This window comes from Enterobacter sp. DC1 (assembly GCF_000568075.1).
Lineage (GTDB): Bacteria > Pseudomonadota > Gammaproteobacteria > Enterobacterales > Enterobacteriaceae > Enterobacter > Enterobacter asburiae.
The window spans coordinates 16,239-28,527 of sequence record NZ_AZUA01000007.1 but is presented as its reverse complement, the minus strand read 5'-3'; the positions used below and the strand labels follow the sequence as shown (position 1 = coordinate 28,527).

The following is a 12,289-nucleotide window of genomic DNA, read 5'->3' as shown; positions in this document are numbered from 1 at the left end:
GGCGGCCATGTCTGAGAAAACTTTCCTGGTGGAAATCGGCACCGAAGAGCTGCCACCAAAAGCCCTGCGCAGCCTGGCTGAATCTTTCGCTGCGAACGTGACCGCCGAGCTGGATAACGCTGGCCTGGCACACGGTAAAATTGAGTGGTTTGCCGCACCTCGCCGTCTGGCGCTGAAAGTGGCAAATCTGGCGGCGTCTCAGCCGGATCGTGAAGTCGAAAAACGTGGCCCGGCGATTGCCCAGGCGTTTGACGCGGAAGGCAAGCCGAGCAAAGCGGCTGAAGGCTGGGCGCGCGGCTGCGGCATCACCGTTGATCAGGCCGAGCGTCTGACCACGGATAAAGGCGAGTGGCTGCTGTACCGTGCGCACGTGAAAGGCGAAAGCGCGGAAGCGCTGCTGCCGGACATGATTGCCACCTCTCTGGCGAAGCTGCCGATTCCTAAGCTGATGCGCTGGGGCGCGTCTGACGTTCACTTCGTGCGTCCGGTGCACACCGTGACCCTGCTGCTGGGCGATACCGTTATCCCGGCAACCATTCTGGGCGTGGCGTCCGATCGCGTGATCCGCGGCCACCGCTTTATGGGCGAGCCAGAGTTCACCATCGACAATGCTGACCAGTACCCGCAGATCCTGCTGGAGCGCGGTAAAGTTATTGCCGACTACGAACAGCGTAAAGCCAAAATCAAAGCGGACGCCGAAGAAGCGGCGCGCCAGATTGGCGGTAACGCCGACCTGAGCGAAAGCCTGCTGGAAGAAGTGACCTCTCTGGTTGAATGGCCGGTTGTGCTGACCGCGAAGTTCGAAGAGAAATTCCTGGCCGTTCCGGCTGAAGCGCTGGTGTACACCATGAAAGGTGACCAGAAGTACTTCCCGGTTTACGCCAACGACGGCAAGCTGCTGCCAAACTTCATCTTCGTGGCGAACATCGAATCAAAAGATCCGATCCAGATTATCTCCGGTAACGAGAAAGTCGTTCGTCCGCGTCTGGCGGATGCAGAGTTCTTCTTCAACACCGACCGTAAAAAGCGTCTGGAAGATAACCTGCCGCGCCTGCAAACCGTGCTGTTCCAGCAGCAGCTGGGCACGCTGCGCGACAAGACCGACCGCATTGCGGAGCTGTCCGGCTGGATCGCCCGCGAAATCGGTGCAGATGTGAACCACGCGACGCGTGCTGGCCTGCTGTCCAAGTGCGACCTGATGACCAACATGGTGTTCGAATTTACCGACACCCAGGGCGTGATGGGCATGCACTACGCGCGTCACGATGGCGAAGCGGAAGACGTGGCCGTGGCCCTGAACGAGCAGTATCAGCCGCGCTTTGCGGGTGACGAACTGCCGTCCAACCCGGTTGCCTGCGCCGTGGCGATTGCCGATAAGATGGACACCCTGGCGGGTATCTTCGGTATCGGTCAGCATCCGAAAGGCGACAAAGACCCGTTTGCGCTGCGTCGTGCTGCGCTGGGCGTGCTGCGTATCATCGTTGAGAAGAACCTGAACCTCGATCTGCAGACCCTGACCGAAGAAGCGGTGCGTCTGTACGGCGACAAGCTGACCAACGCGAACGTTGTGGATGACGTGATCGACTTTATGCTCGGTCGTTTCCGCGCGTGGTATCAGGACGAAGGCTACACCGTTGACACCATTCAGGCGGTGCTGGCGCGTCGTCCGACCCGTCCGGCTGATTTCGATGCGCGTATGAAGGCGGTTTCCCACTTCCGTACGCTGGAAGCGGCATCTGCCCTGGCCGCAGCCAACAAGCGTGTATCCAACATTCTGGCGAAATCCGACGAGACGCTGAACGAGCGCGTGAACGCCGCGACCCTTAAAGAGCCGGAAGAGATCGCTCTGGCGATGCAGGTTGTGGTGCTGCGCGACAAGCTCGAGCCGTACTTCGCGGAAGGTCGCTACCAGGAAGCGCTGGTGGAGCTGGCCGAGCTGCGTGACGTTATCGACGCCTTCTTCGAGAAAGTGATGGTGAACGTAGAAGATAAAGAGCTGCGTATTAACCGTCTCTCCATGCTCGAGAAACTGCGCGAGCTGTTCCTGCGCGTAGCGGATATTTCGCTGCTGCAGTAATGTGCCCGTTGTTACAAATGCTAAAAACCCGCTTCGGCGGGTTTTTAAATTGATGACAGGCCCTGTCATAAGCATTTGAGCCGTCTTTCTTGCCTGGTGGCGCTGCGCTTACCCGGCCTACATTGTGTGACGATATCAATGGGGTTGCACGATTTATTGTAGGCCCGTGCAAGCGTAGCGCCGCCGGGCGAAACTCACAAAATGCACGTTGTCAGCAGTCTTAAAACCCGCTTCGGCGGGTTTTTTTATGGAGCTTTTGTAGGCCGGATAAGCGCAGCGCCATCCGGCAGGTTTAGCCGTATGCTCCCCCTCACCCCAGCCCTCTCCCTCAAGGGAGAGGGGGCCGTCTGTGCAGGCAATATTTGGTGGGGATCCCTTAGCCCAAAGGGAGAGAGAGTACAAATCGTCCAAAATTTAACCTTGAAATGGTCAACACATTACCGCTATCCTTATCGCGTTAATTTACTAGCGCTGGAGCGCCCCCCAAAAATGAACAAACACGACTGATGAATTTCGATCCTTGCTAAACGCCACCGCGTCGGCAGGGGATGTTTTGATTTCATTCAGGAGTGCTTATGGCTCATTTTGCGCAGTCCCCTTCTTTTATTTTGCATCAGGTCACCTGTCAGTTTCCGACGGGCGATACCCTTTTTGGTCCGCTGAATCTCACGCTGGAACCCTCCCTGTGCGCGCTGGTTGGCCGCAACGGCAGCGGTAAAACGCGTCTGCTGCGTCTGCTTGCGGGGCTGGACGAACCGGCTTCCGGTCATATCGAACGCTTTGGCTCGCATGCCTGGGTGGCGCAGCAGCACGTCATTTTGCCGCAGACGACGCTTGCTGAACTGCTCGGGTATGACGCGATTTTTTCGGCGCGTAAGCGCATCGACAGCGGCGATTACCAGCCTGACGATCTGGAGCTGCTCGACGGTCACTGGGATGTTGCCGAGCGCCTGAGCGAGGCGTTTATCAATGCGCAGCTCCCACCCTTTGACCCGGATAAACCCGCCGGTGAACTCAGCGGCGGCGAGCGCATTCGCGCCCTGCTGTGCGGGACGTTTACGGCTGAGGCGGATTTCATGCTGCTTGACGAACCTACTAACCATCTGGATCGACATGGCCGGGCGTGGTTCTACGACCAGCTCAGTCGTTTTCAGGGCGGCGTGCTGGTGGCCTCTCATGACCGCGAACTTCTGGAGCAGGTGCCGCGTATCCTCGAGCTGAGCGCCTCGGGTCTGCGCAGCTACGGCGGGAATTATGCGGATTATCAAACCCAGCGCGATGCCGAACAGCAGGCGGCCCGCGCGGCGCTGGAACATGCTGCAACCGAGCGCAAACGCACTCGGGTACGCATGCAAAAAGAGCATGATGACAGCCAGCGGCGTTCGGCAAAGACATTGCGCACCGTCGATACCCTGAATATCGCGTCGTTCGAGCGGGTCAAATATAAAGGCGCGGCAAAGGAGCGGATCGGCTCCTGGAAAAAACAGCACAGCGAGCAAAATGAAGCCCTGAACGCCGCGGTAAATAAGGCGCGTGAACGCGTTGAGGAAGATAACCCGGTAATGTTCACCCTGCCGGGGAGCCAGATCCCGGAGGGGAAGCAGGTGCTGGTGCTGGAGGATCTGGTGCTGCCGCATGTGCCTGTTCCTCCGCTCAACTTGCGGATGGACGGACCGATGCGCGTGGCGTTAAAGGGACCGAACGGCTGCGGCAAATCGACGCTGTTAAAAACCCTCCTCGGCGAGATTGCCCCCCGTTCGGGTACCTGTAAGGTTTCAGTCAGCTGCGCTTATCTCGACCAGCATCTGTCCCGGCTCGATCTTTCGCAGTCGGTCATGACGCATCTCAACCTGAGTCATACGCCTCTGGAAGAGGGGGTATTGCGAACCCGTCTGGCCCAGCTTCAACTGGGTGCCGACAAAGTTACGCTCCCGCTGGCGGAGCTCAGCGGCGGCGAGCGTCTTAAGGCCGCCCTGGCCTGCGTGCTGTGGCGCGCGGAGGCCACGCAGCTTCTGCTGCTTGATGAACCGACCAACCATCTGGATCTGGCCTCGGTCCAGGCCATTGAAGCGGCGCTGGCCAGTTTCCCCGGGGCTCTGCTGGTGGTATCACACGATGAGGCTTTTCTAAGAGGCTTAACGTTAACGCATGAATGGGTTTGGGAAGAGGCGGGCTGGCGTTGCGAGAGCCTTTAAACACAAGCCCCCGCAGAGGCGGGGGCATTCAATCTTCACTACGCTATCTGTTTGCTAAGTGCAGGGTTGGCCTGAATCAGGCGCATCAGCCTTAGCTCGGTTGGGGTGGGTTTCTCACGTTTTGACTCCCACTCCTGCACCATAGCCACGCTGACACCCATCGCTCTGGCGAATTCTTCGGTTTTAAGTCCTGTCCCTTTGCGCAATTGCTCATATTCTGTAAAGGGATTGGATTTTTGTTGCAGGCTAATCGTCTGCGGTACATCTTTAAAAATGATCTGTTCCAGACTGCTCAGCAGTTCAAACTCAGGATCTTTATATTCCATTGAGGACTCCTCTTAAATCTCACATCGTGATCAAGAACATCAGAGAGCCAGTTAAGAATAGTCCCTAATACGAACCCAGGATCGTCACGGGTGTGATTAATCGTGCGATAACGATCGCTTTACCCGATTCAGCGATATGGATAGTTATGCTAATTACCTGATTACTCATATGTCGGCTTCGGCAGGTATTTTTTTGTAAATGATAAGAAATAAATCGGCAATAGCCGTTTTGCATGAAAAGAGTATCTTGCAAGGCTGACCTGGACTATCCTTGTCAGCGTCGGGCACGCGTGTGCCGGTGTGCGCTTTTTTGGGTGAAAGGAGTAATAAAATGGCGACAGGAAAGTCCTGCTCTCGCTGGTTTGCGCCTATTGCGGCGTTGTTGATGGTTGTTAGCCTGAGTGGGTGTTTTGATAAAGAAGGCGATCAGCGCAAAGCGTTTATCGATTTTCTACAGAATACAGTGATGCGCAGCGGCGAGCGGTTGCCGACGCTGACTGCGGATCAGAAAAAACAGTTTGGCCCCTTCGTGTCCGATTACGCCATTCTTTATGGTTATTCACAGCAGGTGAGCCAGGCGATGGATTCCGGAATTCGTCCCGTGGTGGATAGCGTGAACGCCATCCGCGTTCCGCAGGATTATATGACGCAGCGTGAACCGCTTCGCCAGTCCAACGGTGCGCTTGGCGTGCTGAGCCAGCAGTTGCAGAATGCGAAAATGCAGGCTGACGCGTCACGTTCTGCGCTGAAGCAGGGCGACGATCTCAAACCGGTCTTCGACAAAGTGTATGAGAAAGTGGTGACGAAACCGTCTGAAGCGCTGCAACCGCTGATTCCGGCCGCGCAAATCTTCACGCAGCAGCTGGTTCAGGTGGGCGACTTTATTGCCCAGCAGGATACTCAGGTGAGCTTTGTTGCCAACGGCATTCAGTTCCCGACCTCGCAGCAGGCAAGCCAGTATAATACGCTGATTGGGCCGCTGGCCTCCCAGCATCAGGCCTTTAGCCAGGCCTGGAGTGCCGCAGTCACGGCCACAGAATAAACCGTAAAAACCCCGCCTCTGGCGGGGTTTTTTTATGCTTATCGAAAATAACGCTTGTCATTCTTCTACCACATCGGTATAACTATCCCCGTCGGTTTGTTACACAGACCTAAAGCAGTTTAGTAAAGCAGTCCAGATTGTTATCCATAGATACCCTTCGTTGTGACCCTTCCTTCATCGCTTAAAAATCTGTAACGCAATCCATCAAGCCGGAAGGCACAATATATTTGTTAATAAGGTAATTTCTATGTCTGCTAAAATGACTGGTCTGGTAAAATGGTTCAACGCTGATAAAGGTTTCGGCTTCATCACTCCTGACGATGGCTCAAAAGACGTGTTCGTACACTTCTCTGCTATCCAGAACGATGGCTACAAATCTCTGGATGAAGGTCAGAAAGTTTCCTTCACCATCGAAAGCGGCGCTAAAGGCCCAGCAGCTGGTAACGTTGTAAGCCTGTAAGCTTCCAACCCAGTAGCACAAAATTCAAAAACCCGCCTTCTGGCGGGTTTTTTCGTTTCTATCGTTGCACCTGCGGGTTCACACAGTTTATCTCCACCTTTCCGCTTAAGGCGGCGATGAGATTATCGACCGCAGTGGCCGCCATGTTGTAGCGCGTCTCATGGGTGGCTGAGCCGATGTGGGGCAGGGCGACGACGTTTGGCATTGCCAGCAGTGGGGAATCCACCGGCAGCGGCTCCTGTTCAAACACGTCCAGACCTGCGGCATGGATCTCACCGTTCTGCAGAGCTTCAATCAGCGCCTTCTCATCCACTACCGGGCCGCGACCCGCGTTGATGAAAATGGCTGACTGCTTCATTTTCTTAAACGCCTCTTTGCCAATCAGATGACGCGTTTCGTCCGTCAGCGGCAGAACCAGGCAGACAAAATCGGCTTCCTGCAGCAGAGTATCCAGCTCGCAGTAGCGGGCGTTGAAGCGTTCTTCGGCTTCACCGTGATGGCGACGTGCGTTATACAGAATCGGCATGTTAAAACCAAAATGCGCGCGCTGCGCCAGTGCCAGCCCGATACGCCCCATGCCAACAATGCCCAGCGTTTTGCCGTGAACGTCCACGCCGAACCAGTCCGGACCAATGCTTTTTGTCCACTCGCCCGCTTTGACGCGCCCGGCGACTTCCACCACGCGACGCGCAGTGGTGAGTACCAGCGCCATCAGCGTGTCGGCCACGGTTTCCGTCAGGGCATGTGGCGTATGCATCAGCAGGATCTTGCGGGCATTAAGGGCGTCCACATCGAAGTTGTCGTAACCCACGGAAACGGTAGAGGTAGCACGAAGCTTCGGCATTTTCTCCAGCAGAGCGACATCCACTTTCTCGCTTGAACCCAGCAGGCCTTCAGCGCTGGCGAACGCTTCGGCGTGCTGCGCCACGGTTTCCGGGCTCAGGTTATTCACCTGCGTGACGGTGAAGTGTTCTTCAAGGCGTTTCTGCAGATCTTCCGGCAGTGCTTTGTACAAAATGACGGACGGCTTCATGCTAATCTCCGTTGATTTTTAAGGATTCAGGCGTGGCGTGCGCCGACAGGGTGTTGTTGATTATTAGCAGGCTTAACAATCAGAGTAAGCCACACGGAGGCAAAAAGCGCCACCCCCATAAAGATGTACGATGCGGACGGGCTGCCGGTGGCACCGTTCAGGTAGCCGACGAACCAGGAGCCGCAGAACGACCCCAGCGCACCCATACTGTTAATTAGCGCCATCGCGCCACCCGCGACGTTACGCGGCAGCATTTCCGGGATGATGGCAAAGAACGGACCATACGGGGCATACATGGCGGCACCGGCGACCACCAGCAGGGTATAAGAGGCCCAGAAGTGATTTGCACCCATGGCCCACGAGCCGATAAAGGCAAAAGCAGCGATCAGCAGCAGCGGCCAGACAAACAATTTTCGGTTCTGCAGCTTGTCCGACGCCCAGGAGACGACGATCATGGCGATGGTCGCGGCCAGATACGGTACGGAAGAGAGCCAGCCCACTTCTACCATGCCGAGGTTCTCGCCGCCGCTGCGGATAATCGACGGCAGCCACAGCACAAAGCCATACACGCCGATGCTCCAGGTAAAGTACTGCGCGCAGAGCAGGATCACGTTGCGCGAGCGGAAGGCTTCACCGTAGTTGCGAACCGCCTTCAGGCCTTGCTGTTCTTTATCCAGCTGCGCCTGCAGCGCCGCTTTTTCGTCTTCGGAAAGCCATTTCGCCTGGGCAGGTTTATCCTTCACCAGCACCCACCAGCAGAATGCCCAGATCACTGCCGGCACCCCTTCGATGATAAACATTTCGCGCCAGCCGAAGGACTGGATCAGGTAGCCAGACACCACCGACATCCACAGTACCGTCACCGGGTTACCGAGGATCAGGAAGGTATTCGCGCGCGAGCGTTCAGATTTGGTAAACCAGTTGCTGATGTAGATCAGCATCGCCGGCATGACCGCCGCCTCAACGACGCCGAGGATAAAGCGAATGGCGGCCAGGGCAGGAATATTGTTCACCACGCCGGTCAGTGACGCGCAGGCGCCCCACAGGATCAGACAGACGAAGATCAGCTTACGCACGCTGCGTCGTTCCGCATAAATCGCGCCGGGGATCTGGAAGAAGAAATAGCCCAGGAAGAAAAGGGCACCCAGCAGGGAGGAGATACCTTTGGTGATGCCGAGGTCCTCTGTGATCCCCGCCGCGGACGCGAAGCTGAAGTTGGCACGGTCAAGGTACGCCAGGCTGTACGTGATAAACACGATTGGCATGATGTACCACCAGCGTTTTACTGCATTGGTCGAACTGTTCATAGGCTTGCCTCTGTTGTTGAGGTTGTTACCGCCGTTGTCTGTAGGGTACACGGTGGCTTAATTATTTGGGCCCTCTCCCTGTGGGAGTGGGTATTTAAACGCCGAGCTCTGCTCGCGTTGGTAGTCCTTCGCTGTCGCCCTGCACCTGAATGGCCAGCGAGCCAATCTTGTTGCCCCGCGCGACGGCCTGCTGCAGCGTTTTGCCTTCCAGCAGGGCGCTAATTACGCCCACGGCAAAACCGTCGCCCGCGCCGACGGTGTCGACAACGTTCTCAACCTTCACCGCCGCGACCGCGCCCTGTTGGCCGTCGGCCGTCTTAAACCATGCGCCATCGGCGCCGGTCTTCAGCACCACCGCTTTTACCCCTTTATTCAGGTAGAAATCGGCAATGCCTTCCGGCGTGCTTTCGCCGGTCAGGATCATCCCTTCTTTCAGGCCCGGCAGAACCCAGTCCGCTCTGAACGCCAGGCGGTTGAGCTTCTCGACCATTTCCGCTTCGCTTTTCCACAGCACCGGGCGCAGGTTCGGATCGAAAGAGATCGTTTTTCCCTGGGCTTTCAGCGTGGCTGCCGCGTGATCCAGCAGTTCATACGAGCTGGCGGACAGCGCTGCCGCCACGCCGCTCAGGTGCAGGTGGCGCGCGGAGGCGAAATAGTCGGTGTGGTAATCCGCTACAGAGAGGTGGCTTGCGGCCGATCCTTTACGGAAATACTCCACGATGGGATCGGTTCCATTTTCGACCTTAGATTTAAGCTGAAAGCCGGTAGGGAAGCGTCCATCGAGGGTGACGCCTGCGGCATCAATTCCCTCTTTTTTCAGCGAGCCGAGAACGAAATGGCCAAAGCTGTCGTCCCCCACGCGGCTGACCCAGCCGACGTTAAGGCCGAGACGCGCCAGGCCGGTTGCGACGTTCAGCTCTGCGCCCGCCACGCGTTTGATAAAGTGCTCTACCGCGCTCAGCTCACCCGTTTCAGTGGCGACAAACATCGCCATGGCTTCGCCAATCGTGATGACATCCAGCGTCTTGTGCATGGTTTACTCCTCGCGCAGCAGGTTGACGTAATGGCGGGTAACGGCGGTTAAATCCGTCCCTTCCAGCGGGAACTCGATACCGCGCGGGGCATCGGCAGGCAGCTGGCCGAGCAGATCCAGCCAGCGCGCATCGGCGTGATCCGGCGCCACGGCGCGGAAGTTATCTTTATGCGGCACGGCGGCTTTCACGTGGATATAGCTCACCGCAGGGGCCAGATGACGCGCGGCCTCTTCAGGCGAATCGCCAACCCACAGCCAGTTGCCCATATCGAAGGTCAGCGTGACGGGTAAGGCCATTTCCCGACAGGCGGCCTGGAAGCGCTGCATGGGCGCGAGCTGTCCGCAGTCGGTCTGATCGTTCTCCACGACCAGCGCCATGCCGCTTGCGTTCAGCAGGGTACGCAGGCCGTCGAGAGGCTGCGCGTCGCGGAAATGGCCCAGGGAAACCTTCAGCCACAGGGCGTTCAGGGTGCTGGCCTCTGAGAGATAACGGGTCAGGTCCGGGTTGAGGGTGCCGTCAGGCAAAAACAGGGCGGCGGGGGCGGAATAGCACGCCAGCAGGCCGAGCAGCTCAATGGATTCTCCCAGCGCAGGCAGCGCCAGCAGCTCTTCGCTGTTGAACAATTCCCGGCGGATCTCCACGCCGTCTGCCCCTGCGCCTGCAATGACGGGAAGCATTGCCCGCTGACCGCCCGCCTGTCGCACCTGTTCCGCACCGTACGCGGCGGTGACCACCATAATTTTCCTGCCCATCTTCGGACTCCATCGCAACATATCAATACTATTACGCTAGATGGAACCGGTTCCAAAGAAAAGGTCAGGATGTCGAATTTATGATCGGTATCACAAGGGAAAATTAACGCGCCGTGGAGCCGCGAACGATCAGCTCGCCGGAGAAGACCTGCTCGCGAACGGCATCGCTGGTGCCTTCAATGCGACGAACTACTTGTTCAACAGCAGCATAGCCAATTTGCCAGGTAGGTTGTTTGAGGGTAGTAATGCCGACGCCCGCCAGCTCCGCCCACTCCAGTTCATCAAACCCCAGCAGACCGATATCGCTGCCCCAGTGCAGGCCAATGCGCTTGAGCGAGCGGGCGACCTGAAGCGTAAGCGCCCCGTTGGCGGAGATAACGGCTTTGCGCATACCGCGATGGCGCGTGTGGAACTGGCGCAGGGTGTTATCGAGCTGGTCAGCTTCGTGAAGCGGCGTTTCGGCATTTTCGGCGATCACGCCGGGATATCGCTCCAGCGTGGTGCGAAATGCGCTCAGGCGCTCGCGACGGGTATTGACCATCCCTAACGGTTCACTCAGAAACAGAATGGCCTCGAAGCCCTGTTCGATCAGATGTTCGGTGGCGGTAGTGGCTGCCTGGGTGTTATCCAGACCGACCACATCGCAGGCAAATTCCGGGATTTTACGGTCGATGAGGACCATAGGCAGAGAGGACTGCTGCAGGCGGTTTAACCCCTCTTCCCGCATGCCCACCGCGTTCACCACAATCCCTTCGACCTGATAGCTGCGCAGCAGATCGAGGTAATGCAGCTCCTGGTCGACTTCGTTGTTGGTATTACAGACCAGCGGCGTGAAACCCTTCTCGCGACAGGCGGCTTCAATACCGCTGAGCACGTTAACGGAATAGGGGTTGGTGATATCGGCGATGATAAGCCCGATAAGGCGGGTGCGGCCGCGTTTGAGCCCCCGCGCCATGAGGCTGGGACGGTAGTCGAGATCGGCAATGGCCTGTTCAATACGCGCCAGCAATGCGTCGGACAGCAGGTGTTTCTCGCCGTTAAGATAGCGCGAAATGCTGGTTTTACCGGTTTTGGCGGCTTTCGCCACGTCGCTGATGGTGGCCCGGGCTGGTTTGCTCATCGCTGATTTCCCTGAATTTAGTGAGAATACCTTAGCGGGAAAATCAACGATGGCAAGTGGTTCATGCCGGGGTGTGCGGCTTGATGCCCTCACCCCGGCCCTCTCCCACGGGGAGAGGGGGAAATGCAATTACTGAATTGGGCTTAACGTAATCTCAACGCGGCGGTTCTGCGCTTTGCCTTCCGCCGTGCTGTTGCTGGCGATAGGGTTGGCAGGGCCCATACCGCTGGTGCGGATGCGGTTGGCTTCAACGCCCTGGGTAATCAGCGAGCTGGCCACGGCGTCGGCGCGCTGCTGGGACAGACGCATGTTCAGATCCTGGCTGCCGGTGCTGTCGGTGTAGCCCATCACGTTCACGGCGGTCTTGTTGTACTCTTTCAGCACCATCGCCACGCCGGTCAGGGTGTTCGCGCCCGCCGATTTCAGCGTCGCGCTGCTGCTGTCGAAGGTCACGTTGTTCGGCATGTTCAGGATGATGTTATCGCCGCTGCGCGTAACGCTCACGCCGGTACCCTTCATTTTGTCGCGCAGCTTCGCTTCCTGCACGTCCATGTAATAGCCTACGCCGCCGCCCAGTGCCGCACCCGCCGCTGCACCAATTAGCGCACCTTTACCGCGGTCTTTCTTGGAGGAGGAGAGCGCCCCAACGCCTGCGCCGACCAGCGAGCCGATACCCGCGCCAATGCCGGATTTACCCGCTTCACGCTCACCGGTGTAAGGGTTAGTTGTGCAGCCAGAAACAGCCAGTGCACCGCTCACCAGAGCGGCAATAACGAGTACGCGTTTTTTCATCTTCTTTCCTTAATCCTTTTTATTCTTTGCCACGGCGAGCGTGGCAGTTGATTATGACGTCCAGATACGGAGAAAATTCCGGGTATAACTCTGAAATTTGTGACAAACCATAAACTGCCTCAGAAAGAAGGCCGTAAACCTGCACGCAACC

General features: G+C 57.4%; 11 protein-coding genes. 4 read left to right on the top strand and 7 right to left on the bottom strand.

Translation table 11 applies throughout. The features are described from left to right. Positions 1–7 precede the first annotated feature (7 nt). Both glyS and P346_RS04675 read left to right on the top strand, forming a co-directional pair. Positions 8–2,077, top strand: coding sequence for a glycine--tRNA ligase subunit beta (glyS, locus tag P346_RS04670; RefSeq protein ID WP_032661814.1), 2,070 nt, complete (start codon positions 8–10; stop codon positions 2,075–2,077). Between the two features lie 575 nt (positions 2,078–2,652). Further along, complete coding sequence (locus P346_RS04675) at positions 2,653–4,272, top strand: ABC-F family ATP-binding cassette domain-containing protein (RefSeq protein WP_032661811.1); 1,620 nt, start codon at positions 2,653–2,655, stop codon at positions 4,270–4,272. Positions 4,273–4,310: 38 nt separating this feature from the next. Here the strand turns inward: P346_RS04675 and P346_RS04680 are convergent, their stop codons facing one another. Further along, the gene (locus P346_RS04680; protein WP_023309948.1) at positions 4,311–4,598 is read right to left on the bottom strand and encodes an HTH-type transcriptional regulator; all 288 of its coding nucleotides are present in this window, start codon (positions 4,596–4,598) and stop codon (positions 4,311–4,313) included. Positions 4,599–4,929: 331 nt separating this feature from the next. On the opposite strand from P346_RS04680, the gene P346_RS04685 reads away from it, so the two are divergent. Beyond that, positions 4,930–5,640, top strand: coding sequence for a DUF3053 domain-containing protein (locus P346_RS04685; RefSeq protein WP_023309949.1), 711 nt, complete (start codon positions 4,930–4,932; stop codon positions 5,638–5,640). A 247-nt stretch (positions 5,641–5,887) separates the two neighbouring features. Continuing rightward, a complete protein-coding gene (cspE, locus tag P346_RS04690) occupies positions 5,888–6,100 on the top strand; it encodes a transcription antiterminator/RNA stability regulator CspE (protein ID WP_003860775.1) in 213 nt (70 codons plus the stop codon). A gap of 58 nt (positions 6,101–6,158) precedes the next feature. On the opposite strand, the gene ghrB is transcribed toward cspE, so the two are convergent. From ghrB to P346_RS04720, 6 genes are all read right to left on the bottom strand, one after another. Further along, on the bottom strand, positions 6,159–7,133 hold the full coding sequence (gene ghrB / locus P346_RS04695; RefSeq protein ID WP_032661806.1) for a glyoxylate/hydroxypyruvate reductase GhrB: 975 nt from the start codon (positions 7,131–7,133) through the stop codon (positions 6,159–6,161). 26 nt (positions 7,134–7,159) lie between these two features. After that, on the bottom strand, positions 7,160–8,440 hold the full coding sequence (locus P346_RS04700) for an MFS transporter (RefSeq protein WP_032661804.1): 1,281 nt from the start codon (positions 8,438–8,440) through the stop codon (positions 7,160–7,162). A 94-nt stretch (positions 8,441–8,534) separates the two neighbouring features. After that, positions 8,535–9,473, bottom strand: coding sequence for a sugar kinase (locus tag P346_RS04705; protein WP_032661801.1), 939 nt, complete (start codon positions 9,471–9,473; stop codon positions 8,535–8,537). A 3-nt stretch (positions 9,474–9,476) separates the two neighbouring features. Beyond that, a complete protein-coding gene (locus P346_RS04710; RefSeq protein ID WP_032661798.1) occupies positions 9,477–10,226 on the bottom strand; it encodes a sugar phosphate isomerase/epimerase family protein in 750 nt (249 codons plus the stop codon). A gap of 103 nt (positions 10,227–10,329) precedes the next feature. After that, positions 10,330–11,346 (bottom strand): LacI family DNA-binding transcriptional regulator, encoded by a 1,017-nt coding sequence (locus tag P346_RS04715; RefSeq protein WP_023309954.1) that lies wholly within the window; start codon positions 11,344–11,346, stop codon positions 10,330–10,332. Between the two features lie 129 nt (positions 11,347–11,475). Next, a complete protein-coding gene (locus tag P346_RS04720; RefSeq protein WP_032661795.1) occupies positions 11,476–12,138 on the bottom strand; it encodes an OmpA family lipoprotein in 663 nt (220 codons plus the stop codon). Positions 12,139–12,289: the final 151 nt, after the last annotated feature.

Excerpts from the sequence above, each read along its gene's own strand:
- P346_RS04680 (WP_023309948.1), bottom strand. The coding sequence starts at position 4,598 with ATGGAATATAAAGATCCTGAGTTTGAACTGCTGAGCAGTCTGGAACAG.
- P346_RS04715 (WP_023309954.1), bottom strand. The coding sequence starts at position 11,346 with ATGAGCAAACCAGCCCGGGCCACCATCAGCGACGTGGCGAAAGCCGCC.
- P346_RS04720 (WP_032661795.1), bottom strand. The coding sequence starts at position 12,138 with ATGAAAAAACGCGTACTCGTTATTGCCGCTCTGGTGAGCGGTGCACTG.
- ghrB (WP_032661806.1), bottom strand. The coding sequence starts at position 7,133 with ATGAAGCCGTCCGTCATTTTGTACAAAGCACTGCCGGAAGATCTGCAG.
- P346_RS04710 (WP_032661798.1), bottom strand. The coding sequence starts at position 10,226 with ATGGGCAGGAAAATTATGGTGGTCACCGCCGCGTACGGTGCGGAACAG.
- glyS (WP_032661814.1), top strand. The coding sequence starts at position 8 with ATGTCTGAGAAAACTTTCCTGGTGGAAATCGGCACCGAAGAGCTGCCA.
- P346_RS04700 (WP_032661804.1), bottom strand. The coding sequence starts at position 8,440 with ATGAACAGTTCGACCAATGCAGTAAAACGCTGGTGGTACATCATGCCA.
- P346_RS04685 (WP_023309949.1), top strand. The coding sequence starts at position 4,930 with ATGGCGACAGGAAAGTCCTGCTCTCGCTGGTTTGCGCCTATTGCGGCG.
- cspE (WP_003860775.1), top strand. The coding sequence starts at position 5,888 with ATGTCTGCTAAAATGACTGGTCTGGTAAAATGGTTCAACGCTGATAAA.
- P346_RS04675 (WP_032661811.1), top strand. The coding sequence starts at position 2,653 with ATGGCTCATTTTGCGCAGTCCCCTTCTTTTATTTTGCATCAGGTCACC.
- P346_RS04705 (WP_032661801.1), bottom strand. The coding sequence starts at position 9,473 with ATGCACAAGACGCTGGATGTCATCACGATTGGCGAAGCCATGGCGATG.